This is a genomic window from Turicibacter sp. H121, assembly GCF_001543345.1.
Lineage (GTDB): Bacteria > Bacillota_I > Bacilli_A > MOL361 > Turicibacteraceae > Turicibacter > Turicibacter bilis.
The window spans coordinates 126,015-144,814 of the sequence record NZ_CP013476.1 but is presented as its reverse complement, the minus strand read 5'-3'; the positions used below and the strand labels follow the sequence as shown (position 1 = coordinate 144,814).

Sequence of the window (18,800 nt, the reverse complement as noted above, 5' to 3'; positions counted from 1 at the left end):
AATGTTAAAATCAACTTTATTTGTATTAATTTTCTCATTTTTTATCGCAACGATTATCGGACCATTCTTCATACCTTTTTTACATCGTTTAAAATTTGGTCAAGCGATTCGTGAAGAAGGTCCGCAATCTCATCGAAAAAAATCGGGAACACCAACTATGGGAGGTATTATTTTCATCACCTCGATTGTTGTTATTTTATTAGTAACAGTTTTCTTTACGAAGTATGCGACAATGAGTAATGAGTTAATGATGCTACTTTTAACTCTTGTCGGATTTGGTGCGATTGGTTTTGTTGATGATTTTATTATCGTTGTTCGAAAAAATAACGAAGGACTTAAACCAAAGCAAAAATTATTAGCTCAACTTGTATTAGCAGCAGTCTTTTTCTATCTATTTTTAAAGAGCGGTTATTCAACAGAGTTATCTTTCTTTAATTTATTTAATATTAATTTATATTGGGTTTATGGATTATTCATTTTATTTTGGATGGTTGGATTCTCAAATGCAGTTAATTTAACAGATGGATTAGATGGATTATGTGGTGGAGTGAGTGTCATTACTTTTGGTACATTTGGAATGATTGCCATCGCTCAACAACAAGTTGGAATTGCTTTATTCTGTTTTGCAGTTGTAGGCGCATTATTTGGATTCTTAGTTTTCAACTTAAATCCTGCTAAGGTATTTATGGGTGATACGGGATCACTTGCGTTAGGGGCAGCCATTGCAGCTGTTTCAATTCTCTTAAAACAAGAGTTACTATTAGTCATCGTTGGATTAGTTTACGTGATTGAAACTTTATCTGTCATCATCCAAGTTGCTTATTATAAACGTACACAAAAACGTATTTTTAAAATGGCCCCAATCCATCACCACTTTGAATTATGTGGATGGAGTGAGTGGAAAGTCGTGACCTTCTTATGGGCTATCGCATTAATTTGTGGAGTAATTGGCTTACTCATTGCCATTTAAGAAGATAGAATAAACTTTTATTAAAGGGAAGATTCTTATGAAAAAGACGATTAAATACGAAAATAAAAAAGTATTAGTCATTGGATTGGCTAAGAGTGGAAAAGCAGCTGCGCGACTTTTACGTGAATTAAAAGCGAATGTAGTAATTAATGATCGTAATTCATTAGAAGACAATCCAGATGCGGTTGAAATGATGGCAGAAGGATTCGAAGTCGTGACAGGCGGGCATCCATTAGAACTGTTAGATCAAGGATTTGATTTAATTGTGAAAAATCCAGGAATTCCATATCGTAAAGTTCCGTTATTAATGGAAGCCATCAAGCGTAAGATTCCAATTTTAACTGAAGTGCAGTTGGCTTATGATGTTAGTGAGGCACCATTTATCGGAATTACAGCGACAAATGGGAAGACAACGACAACGACGTTAATTTATGAAATGTTAGAAGAAGATCAATTAAAACCATTAATTGCTGGTAATATCGGAGAAGTAGCGTCTTTAGTTGCACAGCAAGCGTCTAAAGAACAAGTATTAGTAACTGAATTATCATCTTTTCAATTAATGGGGATTGATTCATTTACGCCGCAAATTTCACTGCTATTGAATATTACAGAAGCGCATTTAGATTATCATACAGATATTGATGAGTATCGCCAAGCAAAGTTGAATTTAATTGCAAATCAAACGGCTGATCAGTTTTGTGTTTATAATGCAGAAGATGAGGTTATTGTCAATGGATTATCACGTACAAAAGCCACTTGTGTTCCATTTTCTTTAACAAGTGTGGTCGATGGTGCGTATTTATCTGAAGGAGATGTCTACTTTAAGGATGAAAAGATTATTGATATTGAATCTATTTTGTTAAAAGGTGACCATAATCTTCAAGATGTCTTAGGTGCTGTTGCTGTCAGTAAATTATATGGTTGTGACACAGAAGCCATTAAGCGTGTGTTAAAGCGATTCGTAGGAGTGAAACATCGACTTCAATATGTTGATGAAGTGAATGGTGTTAAATACTATAATAACTCTAAAGCAACCAATGTAATCGCAACTCAAACAGCGTTGAAGGCGTTTGAAGATTCTATCATTCTATTAGCGGGTGGATTAGATCGTCAGCATGACTTAAGTGGATTGCTCCCTTATTTCTCTAAGATCAAAGCTATTGTGACATTTGGAGAGACGAAACATCGATTCAAAGCATTAGCTGATGAGCACCAGATGCCATGTATCGTAGTAGAGACATTAGACGAAGCAGTAAAGGAATCAGCTAAACTTGCCACGGCAGGTGATCATGTTTTACTTTCACCCGCTTGTGCAAGTTGGGATCAATATCCTAATTTTGAAACACGTGGGGATCACTTTATTGAGTTAGTTGAACAATTAAAGAATAAATAAAGTGTCTGGCTAAAAAAGAAGAGCTTAAACTAAGCTCTTCTTTTTTTTATGATTATGTTTATGCTAAGGAGGATTTAAAATCTTGATTTATATCTATGGCCCATATCATTCGTAGTTTTTACTCAGGCGATCTATAACAAAAAAAGCGCATAACTTATATCAAAATGGTCTCTATGTGAAGATTCATGTTCAAATTAGGGTAAAACCTTGTCACCTTATATACAACCCTAGATAAGTTTTTTGATATCCTAAAAACCTGTATTTGGACAATAGGGTGTTTTGAATGGTAGAAATATTAACTATTTAGGTTGCTAGAGTAAATGTAGAAAATATTTCTGTATATAGGGGGGATTGGAAGTTATTTGATAATAAAATTAAACTCCTATCAATTGGGATTGATAGGAGTTTTTAGAAAGCTTTTTACTAAGTAAGGACATTTTACAGAGTGTTGAATACACTATTAGTGGTTAGAACTATACGTATTTAAAGGAGTAGAGCCAATGAATTACTTCATGTAACGACTAATATTCAAGATGATTCCAATTGATAATAAAGTAATTGTTAGAGATGAACCTCCATAACTCATTAGCGGTAACGTGATTCCGGTAACAGGAAGAAGTCCAATGACAACTCCAATATTTATCATGACTTGAATCATTAGCATGGACATAATTCCAACGACGATATATTTTGCAAAAAGGTCATCTGTTTTAAGGATAATATAGGCACATCTTGCAAAAAATAAAATAAATAGAATAAGAATACCAACTGAGCCTATAAATCCTAATTCTTCTGAAACAACTGCAAAGATGAAATCGGTTTGTGGCTCAGGTAAAAAGAAGTGTTTTTGAACACTATTTCCAAGTCCTATTCCGAATAGTCCCCCTGGAGCGATAGCATAAAGTGATTGAATAATTTGAAATCCTGATCCTCTTGGATCACTCCATGGATCAAGATAAGCTGTAATTCGTTCAAGACGATAAGGTGCAGAGATAATAAGAGCGACAATTCCAGCAACACCAGTTAAAATAAAATACATGAAGTAACGGATTGGCACACCACAGATAAATAGCATAACAAATCCTGTAGCAACAATGACCATCCCACTTCCAAAATCGGGTTGTAACATAATAATTCCAAACACAAGTAGAATAAAGAAAAGAAGCGGGACAACGCCTTTTTTAAATGTCTTTGCTTCTTCAACATAGTTACTCATATATTTTGCTAAGAAGATAATTAATCCAAGTTTCATGAACTCTGATGGTTGTAAAGAAAAGGCTCCAATTCCAATCCAACTTCGTGCACCTCCACGGACAAGTCCTATTCCTGGAACGAGAACAAGTATTAATAGAACTAAACTAGTAAAGAAAAAGGGTGTGGCATACTTTTTGTAAATTTGATAATCAATTCGTGAAATGGCAATCATACCTACAACTCCAATGGCGGCAAATAATAATTGCCGTTTGAAAAAGTAGAAGGCATCGTCAAATTTATACTCTGCCCAAATATATGAAGAGGAGAGAACAAAAATTAAACCGATGGTACTAATACTTAAAGCGAGTAGTAGGGTTAGTAAATCAATTGAAGGTAATTTATTTTTCATTGGAATTCCCCTTTGGTTTAAAATATATAGTAATGTATATGTTAGAAGCTGGATTGATTTGAAATAAAATCAAAAAAAACATAAAAATAAATGTATCTATTTCCATAAATAACAATATATTGTATAAAAAAATATAAAATCAGACATTATTTAGATGAATTTTAAATTAAGCTAACGGATTTTGTTTAAAGTGTGTTAAAATATAAAATGATAAAAAAGACGATTCAGTCTAATAAGGAGTGAGAATATGCGCGTCCTTGTCACTGGTGGTGGGACAGGTGGTCATATTTACCCAGCACTTGCAGTCGTTCGAACATTGCAACAAGTAGATGACCAGTTAGAAGTTTTATACATAGGAACTGAAAAAGGATTAGAAAATGAAATTGTAACTCATGAAGGGTTACCATTTAAACATATTGAAATAGCAGGATTTAAACGCTCATTATCATTAGAGAATTTTAAGACGATTATGAAGTTTTTTAAATCAGTTTCGGTTTCAAAAAAATATATTAAAGAGTTTAAACCAGATGTTGTCGTCGGTACCGGTGGCTATGTCTGTGGGCCTGTTGTGTACAGTGCCGCTAAATTAAAAATTCCAACGATTATTCATGAACAAAATAGTTTGCCTGGTGTGACGAATAAATTCTTAGCACGCTATGTTGATAAGGTAGCCATTTGTTTTGAGGAAGCACGTTCGTATTTCCCTCAGAATAAAGTCGTTTTAACAGGAAATCCAAGAGCTACTGAAGTTGTATCGACATTAAAGGTTGGAAAAAGTGCTTTAGGATTAAATCCCCATAAAAAGACAGTCATGATTAGTGGGGGTAGTCGTGGTGCAGAGCCAATTAACGATGCTTTTATTTCAATGATTAAAGAGTATGAAAAAGCAGATTATGAAGTTGTTTTTGTAACGGGGAACAAACATTATGAAGCCATTAAAAGTCGTATTGAGAATGTAGAAGAATTGCAAAATGTACATATTTTACCATTTATTAATAATATGCCTCAATACTTAGTTAATATGGATTTATTTGTCGGCCGTTCAGGTGCAACTTTCTTAGCGGAAGTCACAGCTTTAGGCGTTCCATGTATTTTAATTCCATCTCCATATGTTACTGCGAATCATCAAGAGTATAATGCACGAAGCTTAACAGATCATGGTGGAGGCGTCTTGTTACTTGAGAAAGAGTTAACCGGGGATCGATTATATAACGAAATAGATAGGATTATGAGCGACGATCAATTACGTCTAAATATGCAAAACACCTCAAAGCAACTTGGAATTCCAGATGCAGCACAACGTCTGATAACATTGATGAATGAAATTATTGAGAAAAAGTAGGTGTTTGTAATGTTTAAAAGTTTTATAGAAGAGTATACAAAAAACAATTTAGGACTTTTATTAGAAAATGAGCCACTTGCAAAGCATACGACGTTTCGTGTGGGAGGGCCTGCTCGTATTTTTGTAACGCCAAATTCAAAAGAATCTCTTGTTCAAACATTAACATTAATTCGTGAACTCAATCTAAAATATAAAGTAATTGGAAGAGGTTCGAATTTACTTCCATCGGATCAGTTATTCAAAGGAATCATTGTGAAGTGTGATAAAGGATTAGATCATATTGAAATCAATGAGAATATAGTGACTGTTGGAGCAGGGGTATCAACCATCTTACTTGCTAATCGTGTGGCAAAAAATAATTTATCAGGATTAGAATTTATTTCAGGTGTTCCGGGTTCAGTTGGTGGCGCTATTTACATGAATGCAGGTGCTTATAATAAAGAGATTAAAGATATTTTAATAAAAGCGCTAGTAATTGATGGAGAAGGACAGTTAATTTGGTTATCTAATGAAGAATTAGAATTTGCTTATCGTACTTCTATTCTCCAAGATAAAAAGAATTGGACAGTTGTTGAGGCTGTGTTAGAACTTGAACCAGGAAATTATGAAGAGATTGCTGAGTTAATGAAAGTTCGAAAAGTTCGTCGTATTGAATCGCAACCTACGAATATGCCTTCAGCTGGTAGTACATTCCGTAATCCGCTACCTCATTATTCGTGGAAATTAATTGAAGACTCAGGCTTACGTGGTGTTCGTATTGGGGGGGCTGAAGTTTCAAAGAAGCATTGTAATTTTATTGTTAATGTTGGAGATGCAACAGCACAAGATATTTATGAACTAATTCAACATGTTCAATCGGTTGTTTTAGAAAAGCATGGAATTGAATTACACCCAGAGGTTGAAATGTTTAACTGGTAGGTGAGGGGAGAATGACAGTAAAAAAAGTTGTTTCAATAGAGCAATATCGTCAAAAATCAAAGAATAAACCTAAAAAAAGACTAAAGAAGAAGGTTAAAAGCTTCTTTTTTAGTCTCTTTATTATACTTATTGTTGGGAGTATCTTTTATTTTACATCATCATTGAGTAAACTATCGGTGATTTATTTTGAAGGATTACACTATGTTTCACGTTCAGAGTTAATTCATCTGACGGGTCTAACGTATCAAGATTATTTTCTTGAGTTAGACACGGAAAAAATTGCGACTGATATTTTAAAACATCCACTGATTACCGATGTAACCGTGAAGAAAACAGGGATAAATCAGTTGAACATTGAAGTGAAAGAAAAAGATATTATCGGATGTGTTGAGCTTGATGGTGGTTTTCGCTATGTTTTAAGTGATGGAAGGTTAATTGATAATGATCAAGCGATAAATGTAACTTGTCAAGGTACAGTTATTTACGGTTTGACTAAAGAAACGTTGAAGGATTCAATTTTAAGTTTATTTATTCAATCAATGACAAAACTTGATCCTATTCTAATTAATTTAATTAAGGAAATTCACTATGAACCAATGTATGGAGATATTAATCGTTTTTCTCTCTTTCTAAAGGATGGGAATACCATTAATGTAAATAGTTATAGTATGGTCAATAAGCTTAAGTATTATCAGACAATGGTCGACAAAGTCTCAAGTTTGTATGAAGGCGTAAAAGGAACATATCACTTAGATGTAGGAGACTATTTTGAGCCGTATTCAAGCTCTGAAAAGGTTCTATTAAGGGATGAAAATAATGGCTTATTAACTGAAGAGTAGACTGTGGATAAATAATGTGTATAATGTGTGATTATCCCGATGATATTTTGTAAATACTCTTTTCTTTGTTATAAAAATATAGTAAAATAAATTATGATATTGTGGTAATAGACCCATATGTTAGTGGAGTGGTTTGAGGTGAAAAATAATATTTATGCTTGCTTAGAAATAGGTTGTGCAGAAGCTAGAATGATGGTGTGTAATATTAGGCAAGAGCGCCTCTATGTATTATCGCAGCAATCCGTTGTAGCAACTGGAATTGAAAATGGAAATGTCGTCAATGTGAATCAAATCGTTGAAAAATTAAAGCTATTAAAAGCTAATGTTGAAGCAGATTTAAAGCAAGACATTCAAAATGTTTTATTAGCTGTTCCTAGCGTAGAATGTCGCATTGATAATGTGGCTAATTCGTTGGAGCTTGACCCTAATCAACCAATTAGTCATGCTAATATCAAACAGTTGTTCCGTGATATTATTAATCAGCCAACATATCATGATCAAGTAGCCATTAATATTGTGCCGCGAGCTTTTGTTGTAGATGATAAAAATGCGATTCAAAACCCTCTTGGTATTATTGGAAAACAATTGATCTTACATGCACAAAAAGTCACTGCCTCTGCCTCGTTAGTTTACAACTTAATTAACATCGCTGAATTAGCAGGATTTAGAATTGCAGATATTGTTTTGGGAAGTGTTGCAGAAACGATGTACGCTCTTACGTCAGAACAGTTGAAAAAAGGAGCTTGTCATGTCAATATCGGGAAGGATATGACAACAATTACAGTGGTTCACTCAGGTAAAGTTGTGTCTTCTGTCTCTTTATCAACGGGTGGCCAAGATGTGACACAACACATAAGTGATGCATTTAAAGTAGATGAACAGACAGCAGAAATGTTAAAGTTAAACTTTGGTCGAATTTATCATGAATCAACTGCTCCCGAGATTATTTATGCTGATGATTTAGATGGTCAGTTTGTCTGTGTTACACGTCAGATGTTAACAGATATTATTACATCTCGTTATGAAGCAATTTTGAAGGTAGTTAAACAATATTTAATTGAAAATTGTTATAAACATGACCAGATGCAGTACATATTTACAGGTGGTGCAAGTGAGATTGAAGGGTTTAATTTGTTAGCAAAAGCAATCTTTGCTCAAGAGGTAACTGTCTTTACTCCTTCAATGCTTGGAGCTAGAAGTACTAAATATGTAAAATTAATTGGGATGGCAACATTTATTCATGAAATGTCGTTGTTGACTGGACAAAAAAGTAATATAATTGACTTTGACCAATATGCGAATGTCATAGCAGATTCACCTTTGAGTATGGTTGAATCCGTACCAACAGAGGTGACACCTAAAACAAAAGGGCATGACAGAACATTTATGGATCATAAGTTAGAAAACAGTGGTGTATTAGTCCGTATTTTCGATATGATATTTGATGAAAAAGTAGAATAGAAGTAAAAGTAAGAGGAGGTTTCAGGGATGGAAGGTTTCGGATTTGGAAATGAGTTTACGTATGCCCCAAGAATTATTGTAATTGGTGTTGGTGGTGGAGGTAGTAATGCTGTCAACCGAATGATTGAAAATGATGTACAAGGTGTAGAATTTGTGGTTGTTAATACAGATGCGCAGGCATTAAATCTTGCTATTGCTGATCGCAAATTCCAAATTGGACGCGATTTAACTCGTGGTTTAGGTGCAGGTGGAAATCCTGAAGTAGGTCAACATGCTGCCGAAGAAAATTTAAGTGAGCTTAAAGAATTAGTAAAAGGAGCTGACATGGTCTTCATCACTTGTGGTATGGGTGGTGGAACTGGTACAGGTGCTGCCCCTGTTATTGCTAAAGCTGCAAAAGAAAGTGGAGCGTTAACGGTTGGGATTATCACGCGTCCATTCACATTTGAAGGAAAACGTCGTACTGATTTCGCATTACGTGGAATCGCGGAACTAAAGGCTAATGTTGATACATTAATTTCAGTTCCTAATGATCGATTATTACAAATCGTTGATCGTACAACACCAATGTTAGAAGCATTCCGTGAAGCGGATAACGTATTGCGTCAAGGGGTTCAAGGAATTTCAGAAATTATCGCAGTACCAGGTTTAATCAATCTTGACTTTGCTGACGTTAAAACGGTTATGCATAACAAAGGTTCAGCAATCATGGGAATTGGTCTTGGAACGGGAGAAAACCGTGCAACTGAAGCTGCTAAAAAAGCTATTGCAAGTCCATTACTTGAAAATGATATTGATGGAGCAACGGATGCAATTATCAATATTTCTGGTGGGATGGATATTGCCCTATTTGAAGTTGATGAAGCGTTACGTACAATTCGTGATGCATCAACAACTGAGATTAATATTATTTATGGGGCAACAATTAACCCTGATTTAGGTGAAGATTTAATCGTTACAGTCATCGCAACTGGATTTGACGAAACAAATGCAACAGCAAAGCCAGTTGAAATGTTAATTGGTGATAATCGTAACAAGAAAACATCAACACCTCAATCAGAGCAGGAAACACAACCATCGGCTGAACAACCAAAACCATCTCAACCAAAACGTCAACCATTTGGTGGAGATAGTGTAGAAATGATTCCGAACTGGTTAATGAACCGTTATAAATAAGAGAGAGCTTAGCTCTCTTTTTTTATTTGTTAATAAAGATGAGTTAATTGTAATAAGAGACACTGTGGCTCAGTAAGTGGAATAGTTTACTCAAGGTGAGATTAAAAGATATCAATATATATTTATTTTATATATTAGATATACTTTTTATACCTTGAACAATAAAAGTTTTTACGAAAAAAGATAATATCCGTCTTAAATAAAATGAATAAGCAACAAAGAATTGACACATTTTACACTCTCGGTCGGATAAAATGTAGAGGTAATCATCGTTAGAAGAAGGAGGGGGTTTATGTACATCGATTTATTCATCATTCAAAATTTGATATATGATTACCTTATTTTAAATGGTGTTGCTATCTTAACTGATGAAAAAATGAGGCTCTCTCGCTTAAGCTTAGGATTAATCAGTAGTCTAGTTCTCAGTACATTGTTATTTATGATGGATTTTACGACTTTAGTAGGGTTAGTTCCATTTGTGATGCTTGCCATTGTATTTTCAAAACAAAACATCAAGTGTTTTATGACTAAAGTATTGTATTTCTATTGTTTAAGTCTTATATTAAGTGGAGCGATTTATACTATTAGTCATTTCATTAAATTTGATTTAACAATCATTCCATACATTTTAATTTTACTTGTTCTAGCATTTATTGTTACTTTAATCTATGTATTAAAGGTTCGCTGGTTGAATGATCAACAATTAATCAATCAATTTATTTATGATGTGCGTATTTTTTGCGGACCGATTGAAATTAAGGGGAGTGGTTTTGTGGATACTGGAAATCACCTAATAGATGAAAAAACAGCGCTGCCTATCATGATGGTTCCAAAAGAAATGTTTTGTAAAGAATCGATGGAAGATTTTTTAATGAAGCATCGTATATCATCTTGGTCTACCAGTTATTCTGTGATTAATGACGATCAGCAACACTTACTAGTGTTTAAACCAACATTATTATTAATTAATGACCAAGTTGTTCGAAACGTGCTGATAGGGGTAGTAGAAAATCAGTTTTATGAGTATGATTTTTTATTACAGCCAAGTATGGTTAGAAGTATATAAAAGGATAGGGAGTTAAGGGGGAAGTGGAATGCAGTCTTTAATGATGTTTTTTATCAATTGGTTTGAAAGGGTTTTTAAACGTAAGAAGAAATATGTTAATTATATTCGTGGAAATGAAACGTTACCAGAACCATTATCAAAAGATGAGGAATTCAGAATTTTAACAAATTTTCAGGCTGGAGATGAACGAGCAAGACAAACACTCATTGAGCACAACTTAAGGTTAGTGGTTTATATTGCAAAGAAATTTGAAAGTTCTGGTGTTAATTTGGAAGATTTAATTAGTATTGGAACGCTTGGACTCATTAAAGGTGTGCAAACGTTTAAGATGGATAAAAATATTAAATTAGCCACGTATGCTTCACGATGTATCGAAAATGAAATTTTAATGCACCTTAGAAAGACTAACAGAATTCGACACGAAGTTTCATTAGATGAACCATTAAATGTAGACTGGGATGGAAATGAATTATTACTTTCAGATATCTTAGGAACAGAGGAGAATGAGGTTTATAAAGATATTGAAGAGGATGTTGAACGACAACTTGTGTTTGATGCGATTAACCGTTTGAAACGTCGTGAGCGAGAGATTATGTATATGCGTTTTGGACTTTGTGGTGAGGATCCGTTAACGCAGAAAGAGGTTGCACAAAAACTTGATATTTCCCAATCGTATATTTCACGACTAGAGAAAAAAATCATCGATAAAATTCGTAAAGAAGTTCTAAAAACAAAGTAAAATGTCGAAAAAAAGATAATAATAAACTGGTAAATCATGAATGATATGACATGATGTTGCTCATACTTCTTTGTAGAAACAATGTAATGCAACAGGAGGGGCCATCATGTCTAAACATAAAGTTGATATTGTCGGTGTAGACACGTCAAAATTAGAAGTATTAACAAATATAGAAATGGTTGAATTATTCAAAAAATTTCAAAGTGGTGATATGAGTGCCCGAGAGACATTAATTAAAGGTAATTTAAGATTAGTTCTAAGTATAATAAAAAAATTTAATCACCGAGGAGAAAATCTAGATGATCTTTTCCAAGTTGGGTGTTTAGGTTTAATGAAAGCTATTGACCATTTTGATTTATCACATGAGGTGAAGTTTTCGACGTATGCTGTTCCGATGATCATTGGTGAAATTCGACGCTACTTACGAGATAATAACTCATTACGTGTTTCTCGCTCCTTAAGAGACACCGCTTATAAAGTGCTTCAGATGAAGGACCAGCTATCCATTGAATTACAGCGTGATCCGACGAATGAAGAGATTGCTGCGGCAATAGGTGTTGAGCCGATAGATGTTGTCTTATCTGTTGAGGCGATTTCTGATCCTGTTTCAATTTTCTCTCCTATTTACAATGATGGTGGAGATACTATTCATTTGATTGATCAAATCAGAGACGACAGTATTACGGATGAAAAATGGAGTGTCAAATTGATGCTTGAAGAAGGGTTTAAACGTCTTGGTAAACGTGAAAAACGTATTATCCATGATCGCTATTTCATGGGAAAAACGCAGATGGAGATTGCAGCTGAAATTGGAATTTCGCAAGCCCAAGTGTCACGTTTAGAAAAGAATGCTCTACAAATTATGGAAGAAATGATGAAAAGTTAATTATGAAAGAATCAGCGTTTGTTGGCGCTGATTCTTTTTCTATAAAAATTGAATGTAAATTTGAATATTACATATTTATTGAAAGAAATACATAAAATAAATTACAAAGATAAGAAGGCGGGGGAGAAGATGAAAGATTCAATTATGACATTGAGTGATATTGAAGAAAAAGATGTAATTAATGTGGTGACTGGTGAGCGCATCGGATTTGTTTCTAGTTTAAGAATTGATACAAACTCAGGACAAATTATTGCAATTACAGTACAACCTTCTATGAGGTTTGTTAGCTTTTTTTCAAAAGATGAATCAGCGGTTGTCGTTCCATGGAATCAAATTTTGAAAATTGGGGAAGATGTAATTATTGTAAATGTGGCTCAGCGATTAAATGAATATTAAGCTGTCATATTTACGAGATACATCGTAAAAAAATTTTCCATTCAATATGAAATATGGTATAATTTATAGTATCATGCAGTAATATTATTAGTTGATAGGTGTGTAATATGAATATTCAAAAAAACGTCGATGCAGTTCGACAAAATATCCAATCATTTACTACTGATCCACAAGCTGTAAACATTGTTGCTGCAACAAAATATGCTGATCCAGAGCAAATGATTGCACTTTTTGAAAGTGGAATTACGATGATGGGTGAGAATCGTGTGGATTCTTTGTTAGAGAAGAAATGCCAATTATCTTTACCTATTGAGTGGCACTTTATAGGGACCTTACAGTCGCGTAAAGTGAAGGACGTGATTAATGAGATTGCTTGCCTTCATTCACTCGATCGTTTATCACTTGCAAAAGAAATACAGAAATACCGACAACAGCCATTACCTTGCTTTATTCAAGTTAATGTAAGTGGAGAAAAGAGCAAACATGGTCTTCGTTCTGAGGAAGTGATTCCGTTCTTACAAGCTTTAAAAGAGTATCCAATCATTAAAGTGATTGGGCTTATGACAATGGCTCCAAATACGGAAGATGAGACCATCGTTCGCGACTGCTTCAAATCGCTAAAGCAATTACAGGTCAGTATTTCACAGTTAAATCTAGAAGGAGTAGAGTGTTCAAATTTATCAATGGGAATGAGTAATGACTATACGATTGCCATTGAAGAGGGAGCAACCCATATACGATTAGGGTCCATTCTATTTCAAGACTAGTATATTCAGCACATAAAGAGAATTAGTTATAGGAGGAGAAGAAGATGAGTTTTAAAGATAAGCTTAAAACAATGATGGGAATAGATGAAGAGGAATATGAGATGGATGACTTCGAAGAAGAGTTCGAAGAGCCTGAAGTGGTAAAGCCAACGCCAGCCCCTAAACCAGATTTAACAGTTGTATCAAATCCAGCAAATCAAACGATAAATAAAGGAAAGAGTACTGTGATGCCAATGAATACAGAAACAAATAAACTAAAATTTGATAGCAATTTAAATAAAGTGATTATTCGTGAACCAAATGAATACTCAGATGCACAAGATATTGCAGATTGTTTAAAAGAAAACTATCCGGTTTTCATTAATTTACAACGCTTAGAAAAATCACAAGCGAAACGCGTGGTCGACTTCTTAAGTGGAACAATCTATGCTATTGATGGAGATATTAAACGCGTTGGAACAAACTTATTCTTATGTACACCAAAAAATGTTGAAACAGAAGGACAAGTGACAATGAACGAAACACAACCAGAAATAGAGGAGTAATACATATGGCACAAATCATATTATTATTTACAGCTATTTTGAGAATTTATGAATTCTTAATGATTATTTACATTTTAATGAGCTGGATTCCAGAAAGTCGTTCTACACAATTAGGGCGTGTCATTGGTGGATTTGTTGAGCCGTACTTGTCAATTTTCAGAAAAATTATTCCTCCACTTGGAATGATTGACTTTTCACCAATTATCGCATTTATCGTGTTAGATCTTGCTATGCAAGGATTAATTAATATCTTATTATGAGACTCGAGCATTTTAATAAACACGAATATGAATTTGTCACGAAGGTTAATGACTGGATTCATCAAGTTTATTATAGTCATAAGATAAAAAAGACAAAATTTTTAACACCACGTGAACAGCAAGTTGTTCAAGTATTGGTGAATGAGTTTGAGGATGTAGTGGTTCGATTTGAGGGAGGCTTTAAAAATGCTGAACGAAAACGAGCCATTATTATCCCAGCTTATTTATCAGGTGAGTTGTTTGATCAGACAGTGGTTGGTTATGAGGTGCAGTATCATCATCGTCTAGTGACAATTGAACATCGACAAGTTCTTGGCTCGCTAACGGCACTTAATATTGACCGAGCGTTGGTCGGTGATATTTTAGTGTTAGAGACAGGGAAGATTTATGTTGCTATTTGTGAAGAGTTTGCATCGTTTATTATGCAGTATTTCACTAAGGTGGGACGACATCCTATCTCACTCCTGAAGGTCGATATCAAAGGGTTAGAAAAGCTAGAACAATATGAAGAAAATGAATATATTATCAGTTCGATGAGACTTGATGTTGTGGTGGCTAGCTTGATGAAGGCTTCACGTTCCGAAGTGTTTGAATACATGAAGCAAGGAAATATCCAGCTTAATTTTAAATTAGAACAAAATCACTCATATCAGTGTAAAATTGGTGATGTTATCTCGATTAAACGATATGGACGATATAAACTATTGGCACAAAAATCAATCACTAAGAGTGGAAGAATTGTAGTTATTATTGGGAAAACAGTGTAGTTAGGGGGGGAAGACATGACGCCAGCAGAGATATTAAAGACTCAGATGAAAAAATCGTGGGGAAAGTTTTCAGATGATGAACTTTATCGTGTCTTTTGTTTATTGATTGAACAAATAGAAGCATTAGAAAAGCAAAATAAATCATTAAAAAAAGAAGTGCAAACTATGCAAGAAAACTCTGAATCCCATTTGAAATCCGAACTGGAACAGATTGAATTATTGAAATCACATGCCAAACGCGATGCGATTAAAATCATTCAAGAAACAGAAAAAATTTCTAAGGTCATGATTGAGCAAGCCATTTGTGATGTAGAGAAGATCATGGAGGAAACAGCACTGTTTGAGCAACAACAACTACAAATTAAAGATGAATTAATCGATTTCCTAAATACAAAAGTTGATGATATTCGAAATTGTTTTGGAAAAAGTTAAAAAATCTATTGATTTTTTTAGCTGAATTCTTTAAAATGATAAACAAATATAGTAAATATTAGCGAAGAGTGGACCATGCTATATTATCAACTTTTTTCTAGCGAGTCGGTGACGGTGAAAGGCCGATAAAAAGAGTAGTATAGAATCAACCAGGAGCTTTCATGTGATAAAAAGCATGACGTATACTATGCGATAAATAGTTTGAGGCAGTAGCTTTTTGATTTCTACTGCGAATTAAGGTGGTACCACGGAACTTTTCGTCCTTATGTGATGAAAAGTTCTTTTTTATTTTCGCAAACTATATGAGGAATATAAAAAAGGAGCGATCGTACGATGGAATTAAAAGAAACTTTATTAATGCCTAAAACAGATTTCCCAATGCGTGGAAACCTTCCAAATCGTGAACCACAAATTGAGCAAAAGTGGTATGACGAAAATGTCTATCAACGAGTATTAGATAAAAATAAAGATAAAACGCCTTTCGTTTTACATGATGGACCTCCATATGCTAATGGAAATATTCATATGGGACATGCATTAAACAAAATTTTAAAAGACTTTGTTGTTCGTTATAAAAATATGAATGGATTCTATTCTCCATATATTCCAGGTTGGGATACACACGGACTTCCAATCGAGCAAGCTTTAACAAATAATAAAAAAGTTAATCGTAAAGAAAAAACAATTGCTGAATTCCGTGAATTATGTAAGCAATATGCTTTAGAACAAGTTGAAGGACAAAAAGCGCAATTCAAACGTTTAGGGGTATTAGGTGATTGGGAAAATCCATATATCACATTACAAAAAGAATTTGAAGCTGAGCAAATCAAAGTCTTCGGTAAAATGGTTAAAGACGGTTTAATCTACAAAGGGTTAAAACCAATCTATTGGTCACCATCTTCTGAAACAGCATTAGCTGAAGCAGAAATCGAATATCATGATAAAAAATCTCCATCAATTTATGTGGCATTTAAAGTACAAGATGGAAAAGGTATTTTATCAGGAGATGAAGAGTTCGTTATCTGGACAACGACACCTTGGACAATTCCAGGAAACTTAGGAATCTGTGTGAACGCAGATTTAGAGTATGCGACAGTTGCTGTTAACGATCGTAAATTCATTGTTGCTAAAGAGTTAGTGAAACAATTAGCGGAAGAGTTCGGATGGGAAAACTATGAAGTGGTTGCAACTCATAAAGGTTCTGATTTTGAATATATGACAGCTAAACACCCTATCTTTGACCGTGAATCATTATTAATTTTAGGAGATCACGTCACACTTGAAGCTGGAACAGGTTTAGTTCATACAGCCCCAGGACACGGGGAAGACGACTTCAATGTTGGACGTAAATATAACTTAGAAGTCTTATGCCCAGTTGATCATCGTGGATATATGACAAAAGAAGCGTTAGAGTTCGAAGGATTATACTACGAAGATGCTAACAAAGCTGTTGGTCAAAAATTAGAAGAGAATGGTGCATTACTTGGATTAAAATTCATCACTCACTCATATCCACATGACTGGCGTACGAAAAAACCAATCATCTTCCGTGCGACTGAGCAATGGTTTGCTTCAATTGAAGCATTAAAAGATCAAATGATGGAACAAATCAAAGAAGTGAACTGGCTACCGGCTTGGGGAGAAGTTCGTTTAGGAAACATGATTAAAGATCGTGCGGACTGGTGTATTTCTCGTCAACGTGTTTGGGGAGTTCCAATTCCAGTCTTCTATGCTGAAGATGGAGAAGCTATCTTAGATGAAGCAGTAATCAATCATGTGGCTGACTTATTCCGTGAAAAAGGATCAAATATTTGGTTTGAATTAGAAGCTGAAGAATTATTGCCAGCGGGATTCACTCACCCAGGTAGTCCAAATGGTAAATTCCGTAAGGAAATGGATATCATGGATGTATGGTTCGATTCAGGGTCATCTCACCACGGAGTATTAGTTGAACGTGGATTACCATACCCAGCAGATTTATACTTAGAAGGATCTGATCAATATCGTGGATGGTTCAACTCTTCATTATCAACAGGAGTTGCGATGACAGGGCGTGCACCATATAAAACAGTCGTAAGTCACGGATTCGTTTTAGATGGACAAGGACGTAAAATGTCTAAATCAATCGGGAATGTTATCGATCCATTAAAATTAATCAACATTTACGGAGCAGATATCGTTCGTTTATGGGTGGCTTCAGTTGATTACCAAGCAGACGTTCGTATTTCAGAAGACTTAATTAAACAAGTATCTGAAAGCTACCGTAAAATACGTAATACATTCCGTTTCTTATTAGGAAACTTACATGGATTTAATCCAGAAACAGATTTAATGGCTTATGAAGACTTAAATGAAGTTGATCAATTCATGATGGTTCGTTTAAATGAATTAACAGCAGAATTAAAAGCTGCCTATGAAGAATACCGTTTCGATGATGTCTTCAAAACAGTGAATAACTATATCTCAAATGATTTAAGTTCATTCTACTTAGATTTCACGAAAGATATTTTATATATCGATGCAGAAGATAGTAAAGCTCGCCGTTCTATTCAAACAGTATTATATCACCATGTATCAGATATGGTTCGCTTATTAGCACCAGTTATTCCTCATACAGCGGATGAAGTTTATTCATATATCCCAGGAAGCACAGAAGTGTCAGCTTACTTAACTGATATGCCGACTGTAAAAGAGTATGCAAATGCGGCTGAAGTGACTGTAAAATGGAATCAATTATTATCACTTCGTCATGACGTATTAAAAGCATTAGAAGAGGCTCGTAATGAGAAAGTTATCGGTAAATCATTAACTGCTTCATTACACTTATATCCAGATGCGCAAACGAAAGAATTACTTGAGTCGTTACAAGCTGACTTAAAACAAATCTTCATCGTTTCTGAGTTAGTGATTGAAGAAGGAGCAGCTCCTGAAAATGCCTTAAAATTCGATGGATTAGCTGTTGTCGTTAAAGCAGCCGAAGGACACACATGTGACCGTTGCTGGTTAGTTGTAACTGATGTGAACGAACAAGGAATTTGTCCTCGTTGTTCAGAAGTTGTGAATGGATAGTAATTTTTAGACAATAACCTTTAGGTTATTGTCTTTTTTTATATCAAATCTCTTTATATAAAACTTAGTTCTATAAAGGAAAGTGAAAAACGTTATTAGGATTAAAATGAATAAATTGTAAAATGATTGAAAAACAAAACTGGCTAGAAGCACTCAAGAAAGACTTAAAGT

18 protein-coding genes are annotated in these 18,800 nt (G+C 34.4%); 17 read left to right on the top strand and 1 reads right to left on the bottom strand.

The features are described 5' to 3' along the window. The first annotated feature begins 1 nt into the window (after window position 1). Together mraY and murD are read left to right on the top strand one after the other, a co-directional pair. On the top strand, window positions 2-970 hold the full coding sequence (gene mraY / locus AT726_RS00640) for a phospho-N-acetylmuramoyl-pentapeptide-transferase (protein ID WP_055243191.1): 969 nt from the start codon (window positions 2-4) through the stop codon (window positions 968-970). A gap of 37 nt (window positions 971-1,007) precedes the next feature. Continuing rightward, window positions 1,008-2,363, top strand: coding sequence for a UDP-N-acetylmuramoyl-L-alanine--D-glutamate ligase (murD, locus tag AT726_RS00635; protein WP_055243190.1), 1,356 nt, complete (start codon window positions 1,008-1,010; stop codon window positions 2,361-2,363). Window positions 2,364-2,868: 505 nt separating this feature from the next. Here the strand turns inward: murD and spoVE are convergent. Beyond that, entirely contained in the window at window positions 2,869-3,966 is a 1,098-nt protein-coding gene (spoVE, locus tag AT726_RS00630; RefSeq protein ID WP_055243189.1) for a stage V sporulation protein E, read from the bottom strand. Between the two features lie 247 nt (window positions 3,967-4,213). On the opposite strand from spoVE, the gene murG reads away from it, so the two are divergent. The 15 genes from murG to ileS all read left to right on the top strand — a co-directional run bounded on the left by murG (window position 4,214) and on the right by ileS (window position 18,629). Beyond that, window positions 4,214-5,308, top strand: coding sequence for an undecaprenyldiphospho-muramoylpentapeptide beta-N-acetylglucosaminyltransferase (gene murG, locus AT726_RS00625; RefSeq protein ID WP_068758805.1), 1,095 nt, complete (start codon window positions 4,214-4,216; stop codon window positions 5,306-5,308). A gap of 9 nt (window positions 5,309-5,317) precedes the next feature. Further along, complete coding sequence (murB, locus tag AT726_RS00620; protein WP_068758804.1) at window positions 5,318-6,226, top strand: UDP-N-acetylmuramate dehydrogenase; 909 nt, start codon at window positions 5,318-5,320, stop codon at window positions 6,224-6,226. 11 nt (window positions 6,227-6,237) lie between these two features. After that, entirely contained in the window at window positions 6,238-7,065 is an 828-nt protein-coding gene (locus AT726_RS00615; protein WP_068758803.1) for a cell division protein FtsQ/DivIB, read from the top strand. Between the two features lie 138 nt (window positions 7,066-7,203). Beyond that, window positions 7,204-8,526 (top strand): cell division protein FtsA, encoded by a 1,323-nt coding sequence (locus AT726_RS00610; protein ID WP_237297146.1) that lies wholly within the window; start codon window positions 7,204-7,206, stop codon window positions 8,524-8,526. 27 nt (window positions 8,527-8,553) lie between these two features. After that, window positions 8,554-9,702 carry a cell division protein FtsZ gene (gene ftsZ, locus AT726_RS00605; RefSeq protein ID WP_055275014.1) on the top strand — a complete coding sequence of 383 codons (1,149 nt, stop codon included), beginning with the start codon at window positions 8,554-8,556 and terminating at the stop codon, window positions 9,700-9,702. Window positions 9,703-9,994: 292 nt separating this feature from the next. Beyond that, entirely contained in the window at window positions 9,995-10,768 is a 774-nt protein-coding gene (locus AT726_RS00600) for a sigma-E processing peptidase SpoIIGA (RefSeq protein ID WP_055275015.1), read from the top strand. Window positions 10,769-10,796: 28 nt separating this feature from the next. Then, window positions 10,797-11,507 (top strand): RNA polymerase sporulation sigma factor SigE, encoded by a 711-nt coding sequence (gene sigE / locus AT726_RS00595; protein ID WP_055243182.1) that lies wholly within the window; start codon window positions 10,797-10,799, stop codon window positions 11,505-11,507. Between the two features lie 106 nt (window positions 11,508-11,613). Further along, a complete protein-coding gene (gene sigG, locus AT726_RS00590) occupies window positions 11,614-12,393 on the top strand; it encodes an RNA polymerase sporulation sigma factor SigG (RefSeq protein WP_055275019.1) in 780 nt (259 codons plus the stop codon). A gap of 129 nt (window positions 12,394-12,522) precedes the next feature. Further along, window positions 12,523-12,789 carry a YlmC/YmxH family sporulation protein gene (locus AT726_RS00585; protein ID WP_055243180.1) on the top strand — a complete coding sequence of 89 codons (267 nt, stop codon included), beginning with the start codon at window positions 12,523-12,525 and terminating at the stop codon, window positions 12,787-12,789. 107 nt (window positions 12,790-12,896) lie between these two features. Next, window positions 12,897-13,556 carry a YggS family pyridoxal phosphate-dependent enzyme gene (locus AT726_RS00580; protein ID WP_055243179.1) on the top strand — a complete coding sequence of 220 codons (660 nt, stop codon included), beginning with the start codon at window positions 12,897-12,899 and terminating at the stop codon, window positions 13,554-13,556. A gap of 44 nt (window positions 13,557-13,600) precedes the next feature. Next, window positions 13,601-14,101 (top strand): cell division protein SepF, encoded by a 501-nt coding sequence (locus tag AT726_RS00575; RefSeq protein WP_055243178.1) that lies wholly within the window; start codon window positions 13,601-13,603, stop codon window positions 14,099-14,101. Between the two features lie 5 nt (window positions 14,102-14,106). Then, window positions 14,107-14,361, top strand: a complete 255-nt coding sequence (locus AT726_RS00570; RefSeq protein WP_055243177.1) for a YggT family protein — start codon at window positions 14,107-14,109, stop codon at window positions 14,359-14,361. Continuing rightward, window positions 14,358-15,128 (top strand): YlmH family RNA-binding protein, encoded by a 771-nt coding sequence (locus AT726_RS00565; RefSeq protein ID WP_055243176.1) that lies wholly within the window; start codon window positions 14,358-14,360, stop codon window positions 15,126-15,128. Before AT726_RS00570 ends, AT726_RS00565 begins: the two co-directional genes overlap by 4 nt. Window positions 15,129-15,143: 15 nt before the next feature. Continuing rightward, on the top strand, window positions 15,144-15,560 hold the full coding sequence (locus AT726_RS00560) for a DivIVA domain-containing protein (RefSeq protein ID WP_055243175.1): 417 nt from the start codon (window positions 15,144-15,146) through the stop codon (window positions 15,558-15,560). Window positions 15,561-15,893: 333 nt separating this feature from the next. Continuing rightward, window positions 15,894-18,629: an isoleucine--tRNA ligase gene (gene ileS, locus AT726_RS00555; protein WP_068758801.1), complete on the top strand. Its 2,736-nt coding sequence runs from the start codon at window positions 15,894-15,896 to the stop codon at window positions 18,627-18,629. Window positions 18,630-18,800 lie beyond the last annotated feature (171 nt).